We start from the raw sequence: 21,332 nt of genomic DNA, 5'->3' as shown, positions 1-21,332 counted from the left end.
ATCTTTTTTACCAGTTACCAGTTACCAGTTACCAGTTACCAGTTACCAGTTACCAGTTACCAGTTACCAGTTACCAGTTACCAGTTACCAGTTACTGGGGTGGTGTTTATTTTTGTTCAGCAAACGCGCGCTTTACAAAGTTTGGCAAAGCCTGTGACGCTACATGCATATCTTCGTTGTAATATTGCAATGCTTTATCTGTTGCGAGTGCCTTCGCGTCGTCGCTTCTAAAGCCAGTAAACTCACCAGACTTTTTAGCTAATGTGCCACTCCACCAACCCGATGGATAAATCATTTGTGGAAAGTTAACGTGTTGTAACGCACTAAAACCAACATCTAACATAGCCTGACGCATGTCTAATAGTAGCGGCAAGTGAAGAAGTGGTGACTCACTTTGCTGAACAAAAATACCGTCAGTGCGCAGGGCACGTAAACAGTTCTTATAAAAGGCATGGTTAAATAAACCTTCGCCAGGTCCAACTGGGTCAGTACTATCTACAATAATAATATCGATAGAGTTATCAGCGGCTTCCGCCATGTACTTAATGCCATCATCAAACATGATGTGAGCACGAGGGTCACTGTTTGATTCGCATAGCTCAGGGAAAAACTCTTCAGCCATGTCGGTAACTACTTTGTCGATATCAATTTGATGTACCGTTTCTACACCTTTATGACGAAGCACTTCACGTAAAGTGCCGCAATCACCGCCACCAATAATGACAACATTTTTTGGATTAGCGTGGGAAAACATAGCCGGGTGGCTCATCATCTCGTGATACAAGAAGTTTTCACGACTGGATACCATAGTACAGCCATCTAACATCATTAGGTTGCCAAACTCTTCAGTTTCAAAAATTTCTACTAACTGAAAGTCAGACTGTTTGCTGGCCAATTTACGTTTGATTTTTAAACCAATCGCTGCGCCGTTATTAATTTCGTTGCACCATTCGTCATTCATTAACGACGGTGTAGATGTATGCTGATTGCTCACTCATGTCTCCAAAACAATTAAAAGCGAATATTTACGACATTATTTTCGTTGATTATTGCCATTAGCGCAATTTTTACTTTTTGATTGCAGCTAAATATAGGCTAAAATGCCCAATCTATTTTACGTCGAGCCTTTGCTTTATTGATTCGACCGTGAGCTCTGTTTATCGAGGATACTTAATGGCTAATCCAGCAGTGCAGTTTGCAAAAAAAACATACAACGTTAAGCGTTGGAGTGAAGGCTATGTTGATATTAATGACAGCGGTGAGCTGTGTGTTAATCCCCTAAGCAAACCTGGCGCAACAACGATCAACTTAGCAACATTGGCTGATCAGTTAAAAGACGAAGGCTTAACCTTGCCTATTCTTGTTCGCTTTACTGATATTTTGACGCATCGAGCAAGCTCATTAGTTAGCGCCTTTACTAAAGCGAAAAAAGAACGCGACTATCAAGGCAAGTACACTGCGGTTTATCCTATTAAAGTAAACCAGCAGTTTTCAGTGGTTAAAAAGCTAGTTTCACATCCGTCTAACAAAGTAGGTTTAGAGGCCGGCAGTAAGCCAGAGTTAATGGCGATTTTAGGGGTTTCTGAAAAACCACTAACCATTGTTTGTAACGGCTACAAAGACAGTGAATTTTTACGTTTGGCCTGTATTGGCCAGGCATTAGGCCACAAGGTCCACGTTGTTATTGAAAAAATGACAGAAGTGGAAGCGCTAATCGAAGCGGCACAAAGCATAGGCGCTATGCCAACAATTGGTATTCGTATTCGCTTAAATTCAATTGGTAAAGGCAAGTGGCAAAATACCGGTGGCGAAAAGGGTAAATTTGGTTTGTCTGCCAATCAAGTATTGCAAGTTGTTGAAAGCCTAACGTTAGCTGGAAAAGTTGAACACCTTAACTTAGTTCATTTTCATATTGGTTCTCAAATTGCCAATATTCGTGATATTCACAATGCCATTCGTGAATGCGCTCGTCATTACGTTGAATTAAGACAGTTGGGCGTGCCAATTACCATTATTGATGTGGGTGGTGGTTTAGGTGTGGATTATGAAGGTACAGGCTCAAGAAGTGCCTGTTCAATGAATTACACAATGGCGGAATACGCTAAAAATGTCATTAATCCAATAGTTGAAGCCTGTGAGCAATTTGATTTACCTCACCCAGACATTATTACTGAATCTGGCCGAGCGATGACGGCGCATCACGCTATGTTGATTACAGATGTTATTGATGTAGAAAAAGCACCGGTACCAGATGTGGTTAGCGAGCCATCGGAAGATTGCCCAGCGATTATTTCAGAGCTTTGGCGTTCTTATTCTATGATCGACAAACGCCACGCGTTAGAGTCGTTTCATGATGCTGTTCATTTGTTTGCAGATGCCCACCAACAGTATGTTGTTGGTTTAATTAGCCTTACGCATTGGGCAAAAGTAGAACAGCTGTATTTTAAAATATTAAGTATGGTACGAGAGGAGTTAGACCCTCGTTCTCGTTCACACCGTGAAGTGTTAGATGAAATAAACGAAAAACTGGCTGATAAGTTATTTGTTAACTTCTCGTTATTTCAATCTTTACCAGATGTTTGGGGAATAGAGCAGTTGTTCCCAGTCATGCCAATTAAATACTTAGATAAGCCGTTGGTAAACCGCGCAATAATACAAGACATCACCTGTGATTCTGACGGCCAGATACGTCAATACGTTGATGGTGCGGGTATTGAAAGTACATTACCATTGCCGCCTTATACTAATAATAACGACTACCTAATTGGTATGTTTATGGTTGGCGCGTATCAAGAAATTCTTGGCGACTTACATAACTTATTTGGCGATACAGACTCAGTACACGTTGAGTTAAACCCTGATAATGAAAAAGGGTATGAATTTTCACAATCTTTAAAAGGTGAAAATGTAGCGGATGTATTGCAACATGTTCAATTTGATAGTGAAAAGCTGATGAGCAGTTATGAGCAACAAATTGAGAATGCCAGTATTGATGCTGAACAAGCACAGCAATTTATTGAAGAACTACAAGCCGGGTTATCTGGTTACACTTATTTTGAAGACTAGTTGAGGGAATAATGATTAGAGCGTTTTTGTCATTTTTATTATATTGCGTAAATACTGTTTTTTGGTTTATTCCAATTATTTTACTAGCAGTGTTTAAGCTCATTCCAATTTTCGCAGTAAGACGGTTTATTTCTATTGGCCTAGATTTTTGTGCAAGCAGTTGGGTATCTGTTAATACTGGTATTCAAAAGCTATTTGGTGACTATAAAATCCATATCAGTGGGCAAACCACACTGTCTGAAAAAGAGTGGTATTTGGTTTTAGCGAATCATCAGTCATGGACTGATATATTAATTCTTCAACGTGTATTTAACGGCAAAGTGCCGTTTTTAAAGTTTTTCTTAAAGCAAGAATTATTGTATGTTCCTGTATTAGGGTTAGCTTGGTGGGCGTTAGACTTTCCATTCATGCGTCGCTACAAAAAAAGCTTTTTAGCTAAATATCCACACCTTAAAGGCAAGGACTTAGAAACAACTAAAAAAGCCTGTGAGCGGTTTAAGTATAAGCCTGTGTCGGTAATGAACTTTATTGAAGGTACGCGTTTCACACCAGAAAAGCATGCTATTCAAAATAGCCCATTCACGAGTTTACTAAAGCCTAAAGCTGGTGGTGTAGGTTTTGTTTTAACCGTTATGGGTGAACAGCTTCATAAGGTAATTGATGTTACAATCTATTATCCAGGGAAAAAAATCCCTACCTTTTATCACTTTCTGTCTGGCCGACTTAAAGACGTGTATTTACACGTAAACCTTCATGACATTACAAAAGATTTGATTGGTGATTATGCCAACGATGCGGAATACAAAAAGAGACTGCATCAGTGGATCAATGTTGTTTGGACAGAAAAAGAAAAAACCATGTTACAGCTAAAGCAGCAATCAGAAGTAACGCAGTAAGGATTTAATATGTTGTCATTTTTACCAGGATGGATCTTAATTTTCATCACAATTCCGCTATTTTTTGGTATCACCATAGTACTAGGCGGCTCTATATTTTTATTTGGTTTGGTAAAGTTTTTTATACCATTAAAACCTGTTTCTTTAGCCGTAGCTTTTATTAATAATTTCTTATTTCGTGGTTGGGCGTTGTGTAACTTATTAGCAATAAACTTCACAAACCCAGTTAAATGGGAAATAGAGTCGGACGATAATTTTAATAAGAAAAGTTGGTACTTACTAATTTGTAATCATGTAAGTTGGGTAGATATTTTAGTCTTAGCTCAAGTTGCATTACATCAATTACCAACACCTCGTTTTTTCTTAAAAAATGAACTTAAATGGGTGCCGTTTATTGGTATGGCTTGTTGGGCGATGGACATGCCGTTCATGAAACGCTTTAGCAGCAGTTATTTGAAAAAACACCCTGAGAAAAAAGGCCAAGATATTGAAAGTACCAAAGCTTCTTGCGCTAAATTTAAATACATTCCAACAACCATCATTAACTTTGTAGAAGGCACTCGTTTTTCTAAAAGTAAGCACGTAAGCAGTGGTAGCGATTTTGATAACTTATTGCCACCTAAAGCTGGTGGAATTGCATTTACGTTAGCGGCTATGGGTCACCTGTTTTCTGGTGTATTAAACGTTACATTAAACTATCCAGACAATGCTGTGCCTGGCCAAGATATGCTGTTGGGTAAATTAAAGCGTGTACAAGTTAAAGTAGAAGTACACGAAGTTAGCGACGAAATTGTTGGTGATTACTTTAATGACGATGCATTTAAAGCTCGTTTTCAAGGCTGGTTAAATGATGTTTGGGTAAAAAAAGACAAACTTATTGCCAAGTTAAATAATCAATAATCAAGAGTTAATAATTAACAGGTTGAAGTTTGAAGTCTCAATGTAAAACCTCAACGGCAAAACTTTAGCTATGAAACCTTAATTTAAAACCTCAACTCTGAAACCTCAACTCTGAATACGCGTTGGGGTTTTTTATTGTCTAATTCCTTTGATAAAACCACATTTAACTATATAACTAGAGTCGTTCAGAGGATTCAGCTTAGTAATATTTACAGAGCCCAACATGTCAGCTTGTTGGCTAAAGCTAAACTTAAAATATAAGTTAATCCAAGGTTCATCTCTTTCAATAAATAAGTAAGTAGAGTCTAGTATTGACCAGTTTCCTTTCGCATCGTCACCGCCTGAATATTGATACGACCATTCACCAGACTGTTTAACGGAAAGTGACGCGTCTTGCTCACAGTCATGGGTAACGTAGTCACCAATTATTTTGTCGCTAATAGATTGTGTAGCGGGTTTAAAACCAGTAGGAAGCAAGTAAAGACCAATCGAGTCTTTGGTATACCAGTGATTTGAGTTGGCCAACATATCAACCTGAACAACATTATAGTCATGCTTTTTAATGGTGGATATTACGTCATTTACTGATTCTGAATTTTTAAGAAAGGGCGAGTAAATAATCGTGGATTGTAAGTTGTCGCCAGGGAAATCGACTTTATTTGTCACAACTTCAAACCCTGCAGTGTTTAGATCAGTGACAATTTTTTGCTGTGCCTCTTTCTCAAGATACTTTACATTTAAGTGGATAGTTGTTGGCGTTGTACAAGCTAAAAGCAGAGTAGAGATAATCAATACAGCAACAAGTTTCACGGTAAATCCTTTATTAATATGAAATGTTCAGCAAAAAAAGAAAGCCACTTACTCGTATAAGTGGCTTAGATTACCAAATCTATCATGTGCTTATTAATCGTGCGAATTAAAATGCATAGTTAACATTAATCGATAGGCTCCTCCCTGGTTGCGTGTATTGTTCGTAGGTTGCTTGCTCTGACTGGCCAGCAATACTCTGATAATCAACATATTCTTTGTCTAGCAAATTACTAATACCCATAGATACTCGCCATTGGTCTAATTCAACTTGGCTGTACCAATCAAGTACGCCATAACCATTGCTTTGCGCTGTCTTTTCACCTTCACCGTTTGTTTCTACGTCGGTCATTGCCTTTGCGGCTCTTAATGCCAAAGTATGCTGCCAGTTGTCTTGGTAGTGAGTGACTAATAGGCTTCCTGATAACGGTGAAATAGAGGTTAATGCATTGCCTGTTTCATCATTTTTACCGCTGGTATCAGCTAAGTTCAGCTTGGCCGACCATTGGTCATTCATCCAATAAGATGCCGAAAGCTCCCAGCCATCAATCGAAACAGAATCAATATTCTGGTACTGATAAAACGCTTTATTAACTCCAGGGATATAGGTTGGTTCAGTTTTTACAATTTGAGTATTAATAAAGTTTTCAAAACTAGAGTCAAAGAAGGCTAGGCTAACTTTCACATCATCAGTATTAATTTTCATGCCTACTTCTATTGACTCACTTTCCTCTGCTTCTAAGTCAGCATTCGGTAATATTTGATAAAACGGTTCAACGCCATGGCTTTGGTACGCTTGATCATGAGGTGGAATTTTAAAACCTTGCATGTACTGAGCGTATAAATTAACGGCATTGTTTAGCTTAAAGGTTGCGGCTAATTTTGGTGAGATAGCTTGTTCATCTACATCTTTAAATTCAGAACCATCATATACGGCATTATCTTTTGCCGACATTTGGTAGCTGTCAAAACGCAATGCAGCAATTAATGAAATTGGACTATCTGAAAAGTTTATTTGATCTTGTACATATACCCCAATAAGGTCAGTGTCTGCGCCAGGAAAGGCTTTTTGTTGTTGGTCAGTAAAGTCCACCGTGCCGTCCGCTAAAACACGTGTTTTGTATCTAGGACGTTCCGTATTGTATTGGTCAAACTCGATGCCGTAGGTCAAACTATGGTTTGATCCTGAAGTTTCAATAGTTTTGTCAAACTGTGCTTGAAGCCCCCATATATCTTGCTCAAAGCGGTAGTCGTTAAAATCAGTATAACCACGAGTGCTTGCTCTACTTTGGTCGCTACCTTGTTCGTATTGGCTTACATAACCTAAAAGTCTGACCTGATCATAGAATGATGTTTCTAAAGAAGAAAAGTACTCAGCTGATATTGCCGTAGAGGTATTTTTGTCTGTCGTTGTATCAAGATTTACAGAATTAGTTTGCTCATAAGTTTGTTCATAGCGGTCAAAAACGAATTTTATATTTGAATTTGACGTTAATTCATTTTCGGTTTTAAGTAAGATTGATAAAGCGTCACTGTCGAAGCCAGGAATTGTCTCTGCAAAGTTTTGAGTCTCTTCACCTTTTCTTGAAGTAAGGGCGGCACTTGTTTTCCAATCATTTAAATCGGCAGCGACAGTTGTTCCTAACTTAAGTTGTTTATTGCTTGAGTCATAACCAATGTTTAAGTCAGCATAAAAATCGTTTGAGGCAAGTAAAGCGCTAGGATCTTTTGTCGTGATCACAACAATTCCGGCCAACGCATCGGAACCATATAAAGAAGAGGCTGCTCCTTTTGCAACTTCAACTTGTGCAACAGAGTCAGTATCAAAATAACCACGACCTACGAGAAAACCGCCGCCGCCAGCATAACCATCATTTACACGACGTCCGTCTTTTACATAAACAAGTCGGTTACCGCCCATGCCTCGAACATTCAAGGTTTGTGCTTCGCCTGATTGTCCAGTAGCCGTAATCGAAGGATCATATTTGAATAGGTTTCCTAAGTCGGTAAATACAAACTTTTCGATATCACTTGCATCGACCACTGACACGCTCGCTGGTACATCACCTAAAGACTGCTCACTCCTTGTTGCTGAAACAACAATAGTGTCACCCTCAAATTCCTTACTAGGTGCGTCAGTATTAGCACTTACCGTACCAGAGAGTGATGCAACAACGGCTAAAGATACTGCAGAAACGTGAGAAGTTATTTTGTTCATTATTTTCCTTGTTGAGAATGATTATCATTTGCGATTGAGGTAAGGCTAAACCACTTTCAAATCAAAAACAAGATCAAATACAAATGAGAATGATTTGCATTTGTGTTATTTAAGTTTTATTCTTTTCGAAAATAATGGAGGAATGAAATGAAAGCGGCAATTGTAAAAACAATATTAATAAGTGTTTGGGCACTATCAGCTTTGAACGCACAGGGCTCTGAATCAAAAAGGATTATTACCGCTGGCGGAACTATTACTGAAATAGTTTTTGCTTTAAATAGCGGCGACGAAGTTGTTGCCATCGATTCATCAAGCAATTATCCAGCAGAGGCATTAACAAAACCTGTAGTTGGGTATTACCGTGATTTAGCCGCAGAAGGGGTATTGTCTTTACAGCCAACGGAAATGTTAGTTTTGGAAGGAGCAGGTAGAAAAGAGGCCTTAACACTCATTAAGCAAGCGGGTGTAACTGTGACTCAATTTAAAAAGCCCGTTGATATTGAGTCGCTTTTTAACCTCATAAAAGAGCTGGGTAAGCGTTTGGGCAAACCTCTTAAATCTGAAAAAATGATCAGTGATATTCAGGCCTCACTAGATGTTTTAAATATGACTCAGGGTAAAAGCCTTAATTCAACCAACAAGTCATTAACCGCAGTGTCATTGTTGTCCTTAAGTGACCGAGGTGCTGTAGTTGCAGGCTTAGAAACAGTACCTACTTTCCTGTTTAACTCATTAGGAATTACTAACCCAGTTGACAGTCATAAAGGTTTTAAACCAGTAGGTTTAGAGTCATTGGTGCTGATGAAACCTGATTTTCTATTAGTGCCAAGTCATGTAGCGGCGTCAATGGGCGGGAAAAGTGAGATTTGTAAGCATCCAAGTTTGTCACTTCTGACAGCTTCGCAATCGTGTAATGTTTTAGTACTTGATAGCTTGCTCAGTTTAGCAATTACACCGCGAATAGCTCAGTCATTAACAGCGATTGAAAACTTTACTCGAGAGTTGTAATGGAAAACGTAGCTCAATTTTACTCTGCCCAACAGAGATTGTTTGTAACAGCAATGTTAAGTAGTGGTGCACTTATTTTGCTAGGCGCATTGTTATCTTTAGGCTTTGGACCCGCAGGCTGGGACTGGCAACTAGCGATAGCTTGGCTGCACCCTAGTTCGTTTGAACAATTCACCAACCTACAAATTAATATTGTTACCGAGATTCGACTTCCCAGATTTTGTTTGGCCATGCTAGTTGGTTTGGTATTGGCGCAAACCGGTACGGCAACACAAGCCTTGTGCAGAAACCCCTTAGCAGATCCCTCAATTATAGGCGTTACGGCAGGAGCTGCTGTGGCTGCGGTAATGATGATTGGTGTTGGTTATCAGTACAATATTGATGTGGCGTTTTGGTTACCTATAGCTTCCTTTATAGGCGCACTTTCTGTAACAGCTTTGGTGGCAATGCTTTCAACAAGAGGTGGTGCAATTAATGTAACCAATTTAATTTTGGTGGGTGTTGCTCTAAACGCGTTGGCATTTGCGGTTATTGGCCTCGTTAGTTTTTATGCAGATGATAGCGCGTTAAGGCTTATTAATTATTGGACTATGGGCTCTTTGGCTGGCGCTACTTGGTCTACGTTGTTTAACGCTCTGCCGCTTATGTTAATTAGTATCGTTGGGCTGTATTCATTAAACAAAAAGTTGAACGTGTTATTACTTGGAGAATCAGAAGCTAAATATTTGGGTTTGGATGTATCCAAGTTAAAGCATAAAACCGTCATCTTTACTGCTATTGGAGTTGGAGCGACAGTATCAATGACGGGTATGATTGGTTTTATAGGCTTAATTGTTCCTCATATTAGTCGCATGATTGTCGGCCCTAAAATTACCTATGTGATGCCGTTAAGTATGGCTATTGGCGCAGCAGGATTATTGTTAGCGGATTGGGCTGCTCGAAACGTCGTATCACCAGCGGAATTACCTATTGGAATTATAACCGCCCTCATAGGTGCACCATTCTTTCTATATCTACTTATTCAGCAAAGGAGCAAACATGCTTAAGATTAGTGATCTTTCTGTGGATATTGGCAAGCGTACACTTATCAAAAATATTTCCGCTGAAGCTGAAGCGGGGCATCTCATTGCTATTATCGGAGAAAACGGTGCCGGAAAGTCCACTTTATTGAATAGCCTAGCAGGGGAAATAAAATATAAAGGCGATGTGCATTTTGAGCCTCTAAACGCTAACAAAGTAAATATCAAAAACGCCAGTTTGGAATGGTTGGCTCAACACCGAGCAGTGATGACTCAAAAACACCAGATCCCTTTTGCTTTTGGTTTAGTGGATATTGTTGCGATGGGACGATTTCATAAAGCGGAGCCGAAAAGTCGACAGCTGAGCAAAGTATCTCAGTATTTGTCTTATGTAGAGCTGGATACTCATTTAGACCGAAATACCAGCCAGCTTTCTGGTGGAGAGTTGCAACGTTTACAGTTTGCTAGGTGCTTATCCCAACTTGATGCACTTGAAGGACAATCTACTAAGAAGTTGATGTTACTTGATGAACCTACCTCTGCATTAGACGTGCGACATCAGCATCGACTATTAAAACTAGTTAAAAAATTCACCTCTGCGGGCAATACCGCAATTGTGGTTTTACATGATTTGAACTTGGTAAGTACTTACGCTGATCAAGTCTGGTTATTGGACCAACAAACACTGCAACACACCGGAACACCGGAATCGGTACTTACTGAAGAGCGATTGACCAAGGCATATAAAACATCAATGCGTGTTATTCAGCACCCTGATTCACGTACCCCAATTATTTTTTCTGAATTTACGGAGCACTAACAATGAGAGAACAAGCTTTAAGCGAAGCAAAACAATTAGTCAGATATGCAACGTCTGGTGTGTTATCAACAATATCAAAGAATATGGCTGGCTATCCTTTTGGCTCGGTAACTCCGTTTATGTTAGATAGCGAAGGTAACGCATATTTCTATATTAGTGATATTGCCCAGCATTCAAAAAATATGGCTCAAGACTCAAAAGTCAGTTTAACGGTATTTGTAGCAGCGGCGGAAGGCGACCAAAACGAAAATGCCCGCGCAACGCTAGTGGGAGATTGTCACAAAGTAACCAATACCAAACAGAAAGAAATGATTAAACAGTTTGTTACTCACTTCCCTGAATCTAAAAGTTATGAAAAGGCACATGACTTTGCTATTTGGAAATTAGAAGTAAAGCGTGTTCGTTATATTGGTGGTTTTGGCAAGATTTTTTGGTTAGAGCAAAATGAATGGGTCGGTAGTTCTAAACCTTGGACCGAAGAGCAAGAGTTGCAAGTTGTGGAGCACATGAATGAAGATCACCAAGTGGCGATGATTGATATTCTTAATTCTATGGGTGTAAGCGTAAACAACCACATTCAAATGTTGTCGGTACATACCGAAGGTTGTTATATCAAAGCTGATGAACGACTGGTTTTTGTCACGTTTAGAAGAGAGTGCAGGGCAATGGGTGACATTCGAGTTGAGCTTGTGAAGCTAACTAAATTGGCTAGGAAAAGCGCGTAGGAAAAAGTCCTAAAGTATCAATGAAAAAGGGCATCGAATGCCCTTTATTAATTATCCTGAAAGAAGTTTGAACCTATTTTAGGACGGAATACTTTCTTAAAACTCTTTTAATAGTATTTCTAGATCAGTATCAATTTGCTGCTCAAGGTCTTTTTCAGCTTGCCAGCGCTTTGAGTCCATTTCAAAGATTTCTTTTTTACTGAATTTTTTTCTAGCTTCATGAGTAGGCATATCTTTGACTACGTCATACAAGCCTGCAAAACCAGGATAAATAGTTTTGTAATCTTTTGGCTCTTGTTGAGCTGAGTTGTAGTGATCTAATAAAACCCAGATTCTCAATACACCTTCAGAATACTCACACTGTTTGGCGTGCATCGCTTTGGCAATGTGAGAGATACTGTCAGTTAAATAGGTTAGCTTTTTCTTTTGCTCTTCTAGCTGTGCTTCTTTTTGGGCTTTAACTTTCCACAAAAGTTGGCCGGCATAAAATGCCAGGCCTGCAACAACTAAAACAGCTAGAGCGATTATTGCGTACCACATAGTTAATTATTTCTCGTCTTTTAATAAGTCGTCCCACTCAGAAGCGCCAAGGTTTTCTAGAGCATCAAGCTCATTATTTTCCTCTTCTTCATCTGAATCTGGGTCAATGCCTAGGATTTCAAGTAGCTCGTCTAGTCTTTCCATCTGCTTGTTAAAGTATTTGGCTTCTTTTCCTGATAACAACTCACCGTCTTGAACTCGCTCTACAAGAGCAATTAAGCGCTCATCCGCTTCAATGTTGTTTAACTCTTGTTGCGGAGTTAATTCTTCAGGTTCTGCTTTTGTTAACTTAGCAGAAGGTTTCGACTTTGAATGATCAATCTTTTTAGGCTCTTTTACTGTCGGCTTATCTTGTGGCAATAAACTGATTGGTTTTTTACTGCCCAATTTTGGATTCGTGTTTTTGTCTTGATTTTGAGGAGTGCTTACAACGTTTTCCTCAATAAGGCTATTTCTGTTGCCAGACGGTTGGCCTTTAGGCTTCTTGCTGCGGCGTGGTTGCTTAGTATCAGCAGGACGAGATTCTTGTTTTCTGGTGCCAATGCTACCGATTTTTCTGCTCTTTTTTTGACGAGTCATGGAGTCCCCACGTTAAGGATAAATAGATGAAAGAAGTTTGGATTGCGGATTCTACTGACTTGCCAAATTTTAGGCAATAAAAAAGGCGACAGTGTGACCGCTATCGCCTCTAATTCTAGCAAGTGTTCAAATAAAAATCTGACACTTCTCCTATTTTATTTCGAAATCCTTCCGAACGCACGACACCTTGTCTTGTCACTAATGCTAATTATCCGTATTTTTTTTATTTAACATTCCATGTATGTATTTATATTTTTATTGACCTTCACTGGTACTTTTTTGGTTCATCCGTGTTTGCCAACTGGGCAATTCTAATAATACTACTACCACTCCCACTTCCTTGGGGCTAATCCGTTTTGTTATCCGTTACGTGGCAACGGGGTATAATTTACCTGACCTGATCGATTACTCAAGCATTAATTAACATTTTTTTACATATGTATAGTGGTTAAAAAGTGAACTCTTTATTAAACAATAACTTAGTAAATATACGGTTGTATATTTAAGAAATAGCTTATAGAAAGAATGGTCAATGTCTTACAATTTTATAGGGATTTTCTTATAAGAAGGAATGTTTAACTAGGTTATTACGGCAAAAACCTTTATTTAGATCAGGCAAAACCTTACTAAAAAGGTGATTTAAAACAGGGTTTGGATATCAAAGACATAAAAAAAGCACCCGTAGGTGCTTTTTTAACAGTAAAAGACTAGTGAAGACCAGCCATATACTTGGAGATAATGTCGATTTCTTTGTCTGTAAGTTTCACTGCAATGTCTTGCATCATGCCATTCATGTCGTTGGCACGTTCACCTGAACGGAAAAGTTCAAGTTGAGATTTGATATACTCTGGGTGCTGGAAAGAAACTTTTGGGAAACCAGCTAAGCTTTGACCAACGCCTCTTGGCCCATGACATGCCTGACATGCTGGAATACCACGTTCCATATCACCGCCGCGATATAACGCTTGTCCAGCCGGAATTACGTCTTCCGGAGTTGAACCTGCTGTCATCGTTTGCGAAGCAAAATAGGCAGACAAGTCTTTCATGTCTTGATCAGAAAGAGGCATAACCATACCGCCCATAACGGCGTTCATACGGCCTTCTTTACCACCTGTTTCCATAGCAAGTTTAAATTCTTTTAATTGCTTATATATATAACCAGCGTGCTGGCCTGCAATTTTTGGGTACATGGCAATAGTGGCGTTCCCATCAGGGCCATGACAAGCTGCGCAGGTTGCTGATTTAGTTTTACCTGCTTCAACATCGCCGTCTGTAGCTTGAGCTGAACCGATGAGTCCGAATAGCATAGTAAGTGATAATGCAATATTTCTCATATTAGTATCTCTATTATTTAAGTTATTCTAAATCCTTTGGCTATGAAGCAGTTCACGCAAAGAGTATAATTAGCCATATTCTACACCAAATGCCACAATGTGAAAGATTCTTCGACGTTATATTTGATACAAGTTGTTGAATTTCTAACGTTCAGTTTCACAGCGAGAGGATTATCCGTGTCAAAATCGATTATTAATTACAGAAAAGCTTCATTTTTTACGTCTGCACCAGACATTCGTCGCCTTCCACCAGATACTGGTTATGAAGTTGCGTTCGCTGGAAGATCCAATGCAGGTAAATCTAGTTCGTTAAATACATTAACGCAACAAACTGGTTTAGCAAGAACGAGTAAAACACCAGGTCGTACTCAGTTAATCAACGTGTTTAATCTTGAGGAAGAAGACCGTCGTTTAATTGATTTACCAGGATATGGTTTTGCAAAAGTACCATTGCAAATGAAACTTAAATGGCAAAAGTCATTAAATGAATACCTTGAAAAGCGTGAGTGCCTTAAGGGTCTTGTAGTTTTAATGGATATTCGTCACCCAATGAAGGAGCTGGATCAGAACCTTATTTATTGGGCAGTAGAAGTAGGGCTACCAATATTAGTCTTGTTAACTAAGGCTGATAAATATAAGTCAGGTAAACAAAAAGCAGAATTATTAAAAATTCGTGAAGCTTCTTTAGCCTTCCAGGGCGATGTGACTGTTGAGCTATTTTCATCGCTGAAAAAGCAAGGCATTGTGCAGTTATCTCGTATGTTGGATAAGTGGTTAAATGCAGCTGAACTTGTTGAGCCTCAAGCTGGCGAAATTGAAGGCGAAGCAGCCAATGATCAAACAACTGCGGATGCAATTGAAGTTTCAGATCAATCTGCAGCTAGTGAGCCAGACCAAGACACGCCAAAAGCGGACTAATTTAAAATTAGTTTTAATATGCAGTGATTTTAAAGAAAGAGCGGAAACGCTCTTTTTTTGTAACTAATTTACGGCAAAAAAAAACCGACGCTCAAAGAGCATCGGTCATAGCGAAAGGGGAGAGGCTATTAAATGTCAAATATCAACAGGGTCAACTCATTCGAGAGACATAACTATAATAACCATTCAGATTCGAAAGTAAAGTATATACTCTAATTTTTTTAAAAGTTTTTTAGTTATATATAATAAGGCTTTGCAAGGGTGTTGTTTAAATAGTGTACAAAAGTTAATGCAAACAGAGAGTTAGCTTTTTGTAGCGGAAGTAATAATTAGCGGCTTGTTTAACAAATATTAATATTTATAGCCGAGTTTACCTATTGAGCACCAATATTTGAAAGTGGATTTACGTTTTTGTAAATTAATTACAGTTTAAATGACAAAAAAGCGTGAATGGTTTAAATACCTTTCACGCTTTTTTATGCAATTAACTAATGTGCCTCGTCCCAATTGTCACCTTGATCTGCTTCAGCAGTGAGTGGCACGTCTAAATCCGCAGCATTTTCCATTTCACTTATTAAGTGAGGCAATATTGAATCTAATTTGTCTGCGCTAATTTCAAAAACGAGTTCATCGTGCACCTGCATAACCATAGTTACGTCATCTGCAGCATTTTCAACAATCCATTTATCAACCGCCATCATTGCTCTTTTAATTACGTCGGCAGCCGTTCCTTGCATTGGCGCATTAATAGCTGCGCGTTCAGCGGCCTTTTTGCGCATATTGTTTCTAGCACTAATGTCAGGTAGATACAGTCTGCGACCAAATACGGTTTCAACATAGCCATTGCTTAACGCGTTTTGTCTGGTGGTCTCCATGTATTCCATTACACCAGGAAAACGTTCAAAGTATTTATTGATGTAATCTTGAGCTTGTCCTCTGGCAATATCTAACTGATTTGCTAAACCAAATGCAGACATACCGTAAATAAGCCCAAAGTTAACGGCTTTAGCAGCTCGGCGTTGCTCCGTAGTGACTTCTTCAAATGGTGTCGCAAATACTTCAGACGCTGTTGTTTTATGGATATCTAAATTGTTTGCAAATGCGTCAAGCAAGGCTTTATCGCCACTTAAATGTGCCATGATCCTCAATTCAATTTGAGAATAATCAATCGCAACAATCTTTTTACCTTCAGGCGCGATAAAAGCTTGGCGAATTCGACGGCCATTCTCATTTCGAATTGGAATGTTTTGTAAATTTGGGTCCGTTGAGCTTAATCTACCAGTGGCCGCAACGGCTTGATGGTAAGACGTATGCACGCGACCAGTTGCAGACTTAATCATTGTTGGTAGTTTATCTGTGTAAGTGGACTTCAACTTACTTAAACCACGATACTCAATAATGAGTTTTGGCAATTCATATTTATGGGCCAGCTCTTGAAGCACATCTTCTGCAGTAGAAGGCGCACCTTTTGGTGTTTTCTTAATAACTGGAAGTTCTAATTTGTTAAATAAGATTTCTTGTAGTTGCTTTGGAGAGCCCAAATTAAATACTTCGCCAGCAACTTCATGAGCCTGTTGCTCCAATGATTGAAGCTTGCCAGCAAACTCTGCACTTAAGTCGTGAAGGTGGTCGGCATTAATAAGCACACCGTTTTGTTCTACTTTTGACAAAATAGGCATCAGTGGCAATTCAATATCACTAAATATAGAGTTTAGTTTCGGCTCTTTTCTAAGTTGTTCTGTAAAGTATTGGTACAAACGTAACGTAATGTCTGCATCTTCAGAAGCGTAAGGCGAAGCTTGCTCCAACGGAACCTTATTAAAGGTGATTTGTTTTGCGCCTTTACCTGCAATCTCTTCAAATGAAATACATTTATGACCCAAATATTTAAGCGCTAAGCTATCCATATCGTGTCGAGTAGAGGTACTGTTAAAAACATAAGACTGCAACATAGTATCGCCAACAATACCGTTGATAACCATATTGTATTTCGCTAACACATTAATGTCGTACTTTAAGTTCTGACCTACTTTGCTAATGGTTTTATCAGCTAACATCTCTGATAAGCTCGCAGAAATGTCTTCTAGTGAAATTTGCTCAGGTGCATCTTCATAATCATGTGCTAAAGGCACGTAAGCCGCTTGAATTTTTCCATTTAATTCATAAGCAAATGAAAACCCAACAAGCTGTGCTTCCATATAATCAAGCGATGTTGTTTCGGTATCAAAAGCAATTAAACCCGCTTCTTTTATTTCGGTTAGGCTTTGTTGCCATTCGTCCATAGTAAACAAAGTTTTGTATTGGCTATGATCAACCGTAATTGAAGCAACCGGTTCTGACTCTTCAGTTTCAGTCGATTCAGCTTGGCTTGTAGGTTTGCCTTTAGTAGGTGCTGACGCTTTTGGTGCATCGTCACCGGATAAAATTTCTTTTAACCAACGTTTAAATTCACACTCTTTAAATAGCTCAGCAAGTTGCTCTTTATTAGGCTGTTCTAAATGCATTAGTTCGTCACTAATACCGTGCTCTACGTCTAGTTTAATCGTGGCTAATTCGTACGAAAGTAATAACTGGTCTTTATGTTCTTCAAGCTTTTTAGACATGGTTTTTGAACCACGGAAGCCAAGACCTGCTACTTTATCAAGATTTTCATAAATAGATTTTATGCTGCCCAAACCTTGAATTAATGCCACCGCTGTTTTTTCACCAACACCAGGTACGCCAGGAATGTTATCTACTTTGTCGCCCATTAAAGCTAAGTAATCAATTATTAACTCTGGCGGAATTCCAAATTTACCTACCACGCCATCGGGATCCATAACTGTATTTGTCATGGTATTGATCAATGTGACATGAGGGTTAACCAACTGGGCCATATCTTTATCGCCAGTACTAATTAAAACGTCATTGCCTTTTTTTGATTGCTCATCCGCTATCGTGCCAATTACATCATCAGCTTCAACGCCTTCAATAGCGATTAATGGTAAGCCCATCGCTTTAATGATTTTGTGTAAAGGTTCTATTTGATAACGTAAGTCATCTGGCATAGGAGGTCGGTTAGCTTTGTATTCACTGTACATTTCATTTCTGAAAGTTGGGCCTTTGGCATCAAAGATCACGATCATTCTTTCAGGTGAATATTGCTTCACAAGACTTTTAAGCATGTTAACTACGCCGTAGATGGCGCCAGTGGCTTCGCCTCTTGAATTGGTAAGGTGCGGTGGAGAGTGATAGGCACGAAATAAGTACGAAGAGCCGTCAACTAATACCAGAGGCTTATAAGCTGATGATAAGTCTTGTTTTGTCATGTGGATTATTTCCGAGTCGCTTTGGATAAATAGGTGAATAAGAATGCCATAAAGATTGCAAAGTCGCCATATATATGAGGTGTGCAGAAAGTCAGCAAGTGTTAATAACTATCACTTCCTGTGGATAACTTAGTTGATAAGTACAATAAGCCTTGGCAAACAGTTTGTTAATAAACTTATTGGCCAACAGGAACATTATCTTGAAAAACTATGCAGTGTTCCGCTTTTTATTATTATTGTTCTACAGCGAATACCAGAGAAAAATAGAAGGCATTCAGAAAGCTCAAAATCGATCAACTTCGAGCGGATTGTTAATTTACACGCGAATATTAAATTGATCCAGTAAATTTAAGAAAAAAACTGATCTTTTTTTAGGATCCTTTCTTATTGTTCACATAGTGCCCTAATTTACTTAGGCTGCATGCAAACTAGTGCGATCATTTTAGTACAAATAGAAAGATCACTGCTATATTTTTAATGTTAAATTTGAATTCTATCTAAAATTTATAGTGATTTACTAAGGTTATATATTGCAAGGGCTTAATCAATAGGTAGAATGTGCATAGTATAAAATTCTATCCCAAGAAGGTGAATTAAAAATGATCAAAATGCTTTTGACCATAGTGACAGTATTTGCAGTAATGACAGCAAACGCGTCAACTGATAAAAAAACTGAAATTGAAAAACGTCTTATGCCGGTTGGCCAAGTATATATTGCAGGTGCGGAACCTGTTGCTGCTAAACCAAGTGGCCCTCGTTCAGGCGAACAGGTTTATCAAAGTGCATGTGCTGCATGTCATGGTGCAGGTATTATGGGCGCGCCTAAAATGGGTGACGCTGGCGCATGGTCACCTCGTGTTGCTCAAGGTATGGAAGTATTAGCAAAACACGCTATCAACGGTTTTAATGCAATGCCTGCTAAAGGTGGTTGTGTTGCGTGTTCAGACGATGAAATAAAGTTAGCAATCACCTATATGGTTGATGGCTCTAAATAACAAATAAACTTTACTGATGAGTTATTAATAACTCGCTGTTAAATTATTTGATTAAAGGCTCCTATATAGGAGCCTTTTTTGTGTCTGCACTTAAGTCAGTGCAGGGTGGAATATGTATTTTAATCGCACCAGTGAATGAGATTACTTTTTAAGTAGAGCCCTAAGGTTGGCAATGTTCGCTTTATTCTTTTCTTTTCTTACAGCTTCTGGAACTACTTGGCCTAGTTTCTCCCAGCGAAGATCTTTTTGATCAAGCTCTTCAATAAATCGAGACGGCTCCGTCATTATTGTTTCGCCATACTGTCTACGCTCTTTTGCATAGGTTAAAAATAAGCGTTGTTGTGCGCGGGTTATTCCAACGTAAGCCAGTCGACGTTCTTCCTCTATATTGTCTTCATCAATGCTTGACTGATGTGGCAACAAACCTTCTTCCATGCCCACCATAAATACGTATGGATATTCCAAACCTTTGGAGGCATGCATAGTCATAAGCTGAACTTGATTGTTTGCCTCTTCTTCTTCGTTGCGTTCCATCATGTCGCGAAGTGTCAGTTTGCTCACAACTTCCGCTAAAGTAAGTGGCTCGTGTTCGTCATCACCGTCGAGCATTTGTGTTACCCAACTATACAGTTCACTCACATTTTTCATGCGCATTTCAGCAGCTTTAGGCGACGAGCTAGTTTCAAACAACCAGTCTTCGTAATGAATGCCTTTCATAAGATCTTTAACTGCTTCTTTTGGGTCGCTACGCAAAACCTGGTCACTCAATTCAACAAACCAGCGAGTGAAATACTGAATCGCACTTTTTGATGGTCCATTAATCATACCTAAAAAGGCATTATCAAAGGCCGCTTCAAATAAACTGCAATGTCTGTCGTTTGAGAGTAATCCCAGTTTTTCTAATGTTGCTGGGCCAATTTGGCGACGCGGCGTATTAATGATCCGTAAAAAGGCATTGTCATCATCTTGGTTAACTAACAGGCGCAAGTAAGCCATGATGTCTTTAATTTCGGCTCTAGAAAAAAAGCTCGTACCGCCACTAATTTTGTAGGGAATTCGGTTAGAGGTAAGCATTTTCTCAAAAATACGTGCTTGGTGATTACCACGATACAAAATAGCGTAATCGCCATAATTTGTTTTATTGGTAAAACGGTGGCCAATGATTTCAGCAATAACGCGTTCTGCTTCATTGTCTTCGTTTTTAGTTTGAATAATGCGAATTGGCTCGCCGTATTCCATATTGGTTTTCAACTTTTTATCAAACACGTGGGGGTTTTTATCAATTAGCACGTTTGCCGCGTGCAATACACAACCAACGGAACGGTAATTCTGTTCTAGTTTGATCAAGTTTAAATTTGGAAAGTCTTTGCTTAAAAGAACCAAGTTTTGAGGTCTTGCGCCACGCCAAGAATATATAGACTGATCGTCGTCTCCAACTACAGTGAAGTGGGCACGCTTACCAACCAAAGACTTTACCAATTCGTACTGGCTGGTATTGGTATCTTGATATTCATCAACCAGTAAATAGCGTATTTTATCTTGCCACCTTGCTCTTACTTCATCGTTGTTTTTGAATAACAGGGTAGGGATTAGAATCAAATCATCAAAGTCTAACGCGTTGTACGCTCTTAATTGATTTTGATAGCGCATGTAAAGTTCACTATAAAGCGCGTTTTCTGAGTCCGTTGCTTCGGCCATGGCCTGTTTAGGCAATATAAGATCGTTTTTCCAACTGGAAATGCGATTGATCAGCTGGTAAATACTTTCTTTGTCTTCTTTTAACTCTGGCTCTGTGAGTTCTTTTAATAATGAAAAGCAGTCTTGGTCGTCAAATAACGAGAAATTTTGCTTAAAACCAAGAGTTTTTATTTCTTTTTTGATGACGTCTAAACCTAAAGTATGGAACGTCGAAATTCTTAAGCCTTTTATCTTACTCTTATCCATTGAAGAGGCGATTCGCTCACGCATTTCTTTTGCGGCTTTATTGGTAAACGTAACGGCAGCAATGTGTTTTGCACTATAACCATGCTGCTCAATGAGGTGAGTAATTTTATTGATAATGACACGAGTTTTACCCGAACCAGCACCGGCTAATACTAAGCACGGTCCGTTCACATATTTAACAGCAGAGTCTTGTTCGGGGTTTAAACGCATTAATTTGGTCACCTTGTAGTTAAGGGCGCAATCATACCAAAGTAA

17 protein-coding genes are annotated in these 21,332 nt (G+C 39.0%); 9 read left to right on the top strand and 8 right to left on the bottom strand.

Translation table 11 applies throughout. The annotated features are described in order from the left end of the window. Positions 1 to 106: 106 nt before the first annotated feature. Complete coding sequence (gene speE, locus ABD009_RS06360) at positions 107 to 961, bottom strand: polyamine aminopropyltransferase (RefSeq protein ID WP_155696099.1); 855 nt, start codon at positions 959 to 961, stop codon at positions 107 to 109. A 212-nt stretch (positions 962 to 1,173) separates the two neighbouring features. Between speE and speA the strand changes: the two genes are divergently transcribed. Genes speA through ABD009_RS06345 form a run of 3 tightly spaced genes read left to right on the top strand, consistent with a single transcriptional unit; the run spans position 1,174 to position 4,862 of the window. Further along, positions 1,174 to 3,066 carry a biosynthetic arginine decarboxylase gene (gene speA, locus ABD009_RS06355; protein WP_343823679.1) on the top strand — a complete coding sequence of 631 codons (1,893 nt, stop codon included), beginning with the start codon at positions 1,174 to 1,176 and terminating at the stop codon, positions 3,064 to 3,066. An 11-nt stretch (positions 3,067 to 3,077) separates the two neighbouring features. Further along, the gene (locus ABD009_RS06350) at positions 3,078 to 3,962 is read left to right on the top strand and encodes a 1-acylglycerol-3-phosphate O-acyltransferase, YihG family (protein WP_155695924.1); all 885 of its coding nucleotides are present in this window, start codon (positions 3,078 to 3,080) and stop codon (positions 3,960 to 3,962) included. A 9-nt stretch (positions 3,963 to 3,971) separates the two neighbouring features. Further along, entirely contained in the window at positions 3,972 to 4,862 is an 891-nt protein-coding gene (locus ABD009_RS06345; RefSeq protein ID WP_343823677.1) for a 1-acylglycerol-3-phosphate O-acyltransferase, YihG family, read from the top strand. Positions 4,863 to 4,994: 132 nt separating this feature from the next. Here the strand turns inward: ABD009_RS06345 and ABD009_RS06340 are convergent, their stop codons facing one another. Further along, positions 4,995 to 5,672, bottom strand: a complete 678-nt coding sequence (locus ABD009_RS06340; RefSeq protein WP_343823675.1) for a hypothetical protein — start codon at positions 5,670 to 5,672, stop codon at positions 4,995 to 4,997. Positions 5,673 to 5,778: 106 nt separating this feature from the next. Further along, positions 5,779 to 7,887, bottom strand: coding sequence for a TonB-dependent hemoglobin/transferrin/lactoferrin family receptor (locus ABD009_RS06335; protein WP_343823673.1), 2,109 nt, complete (start codon positions 7,885 to 7,887; stop codon positions 5,779 to 5,781). A 147-nt stretch (positions 7,888 to 8,034) separates the two neighbouring features. On the opposite strand from ABD009_RS06335, the gene ABD009_RS06330 reads away from it, so the two are divergent. The 4 genes from ABD009_RS06330 to ABD009_RS06315 are packed head-to-tail and all read left to right on the top strand — an operon-like array spanning position 8,035 to position 11,459. Further along, entirely contained in the window at positions 8,035 to 8,895 is an 861-nt protein-coding gene (locus ABD009_RS06330) for a heme/hemin ABC transporter substrate-binding protein (RefSeq protein WP_343823670.1), read from the top strand. After that, on the top strand, positions 8,895 to 9,941 hold the full coding sequence (locus tag ABD009_RS06325) for a FecCD family ABC transporter permease (protein WP_343823668.1): 1,047 nt from the start codon (positions 8,895 to 8,897) through the stop codon (positions 9,939 to 9,941). The genes ABD009_RS06330 and ABD009_RS06325 overlap by 1 nt, the downstream gene beginning before the upstream one ends. Further along, positions 9,934 to 10,734 carry a heme ABC transporter ATP-binding protein gene (locus ABD009_RS06320; RefSeq protein ID WP_343823666.1) on the top strand — a complete coding sequence of 267 codons (801 nt, stop codon included), beginning with the start codon at positions 9,934 to 9,936 and terminating at the stop codon, positions 10,732 to 10,734. Before ABD009_RS06325 ends, ABD009_RS06320 begins: the two co-directional genes overlap by 8 nt. A 2-nt stretch (positions 10,735 to 10,736) precedes the next feature. Then, positions 10,737 to 11,459 (top strand): HugZ family pyridoxamine 5'-phosphate oxidase, encoded by a 723-nt coding sequence (locus ABD009_RS06315; RefSeq protein WP_343823664.1) that lies wholly within the window; start codon positions 10,737 to 10,739, stop codon positions 11,457 to 11,459. A gap of 96 nt (positions 11,460 to 11,555) precedes the next feature. On the opposite strand, the gene ABD009_RS06310 is transcribed toward ABD009_RS06315, so the two are convergent. From ABD009_RS06310 to ABD009_RS06300, 3 genes are all read right to left on the bottom strand, one after another. Next, a complete protein-coding gene (locus ABD009_RS06310) occupies positions 11,556 to 11,999 on the bottom strand; it encodes a DUF2489 domain-containing protein (protein WP_155695918.1) in 444 nt (147 codons plus the stop codon). Positions 12,000 to 12,005: 6 nt separating this feature from the next. Continuing rightward, on the bottom strand, positions 12,006 to 12,578 hold the full coding sequence (gene yihI / locus ABD009_RS06305) for a Der GTPase-activating protein YihI (RefSeq protein ID WP_343823661.1): 573 nt from the start codon (positions 12,576 to 12,578) through the stop codon (positions 12,006 to 12,008). A 707-nt stretch (positions 12,579 to 13,285) separates the two neighbouring features. Continuing rightward, positions 13,286 to 13,912: a c-type cytochrome gene (locus ABD009_RS06300; RefSeq protein WP_343823659.1), complete on the bottom strand. Its 627-nt coding sequence runs from the start codon at positions 13,910 to 13,912 to the stop codon at positions 13,286 to 13,288. 189 nt (positions 13,913 to 14,101) lie between these two features. Between ABD009_RS06300 and yihA the strand changes: the two genes are divergently transcribed. Beyond that, positions 14,102 to 14,830, top strand: a complete 729-nt coding sequence (gene yihA, locus ABD009_RS06295; protein ID WP_343823929.1) for a ribosome biogenesis GTP-binding protein YihA/YsxC — start codon at positions 14,102 to 14,104, stop codon at positions 14,828 to 14,830. A 488-nt stretch (positions 14,831 to 15,318) separates the two neighbouring features. Here yihA and polA read toward each other — a convergent pair whose 3' ends face one another. Continuing rightward, positions 15,319 to 18,138: a DNA polymerase I gene (gene polA / locus ABD009_RS06290; RefSeq protein WP_343823657.1), complete on the bottom strand. Its 2,820-nt coding sequence runs from the start codon at positions 18,136 to 18,138 to the stop codon at positions 15,319 to 15,321. Positions 18,139 to 18,737: 599 nt separating this feature from the next. Here polA and ABD009_RS06285 point away from each other — a divergent pair. Beyond that, a complete protein-coding gene (locus ABD009_RS06285; RefSeq protein WP_425543061.1) occupies positions 18,738 to 19,133 on the top strand; it encodes a c-type cytochrome in 396 nt (131 codons plus the stop codon). 141 nt (positions 19,134 to 19,274) lie between these two features. Here the strand turns inward: ABD009_RS06285 and rep are convergent, their stop codons facing one another. Beyond that, positions 19,275 to 21,287, bottom strand: a complete 2,013-nt coding sequence (rep, locus tag ABD009_RS06280) for a DNA helicase Rep (protein WP_155695913.1) — start codon at positions 21,285 to 21,287, stop codon at positions 19,275 to 19,277. Positions 21,288 to 21,332: the final 45 nt, after the last annotated feature.

Origin of the sequence: Psychrosphaera haliotis (assembly GCF_039523615.1) — a bacterium.
Taxonomy (GTDB): Bacteria; Pseudomonadota; Gammaproteobacteria; order Enterobacterales; family Alteromonadaceae; genus Psychrosphaera; species Psychrosphaera haliotis.
Note: the sequence above shows the minus strand (reverse complement) of the source record. Positions and strands in the feature narration are given on the sequence as shown.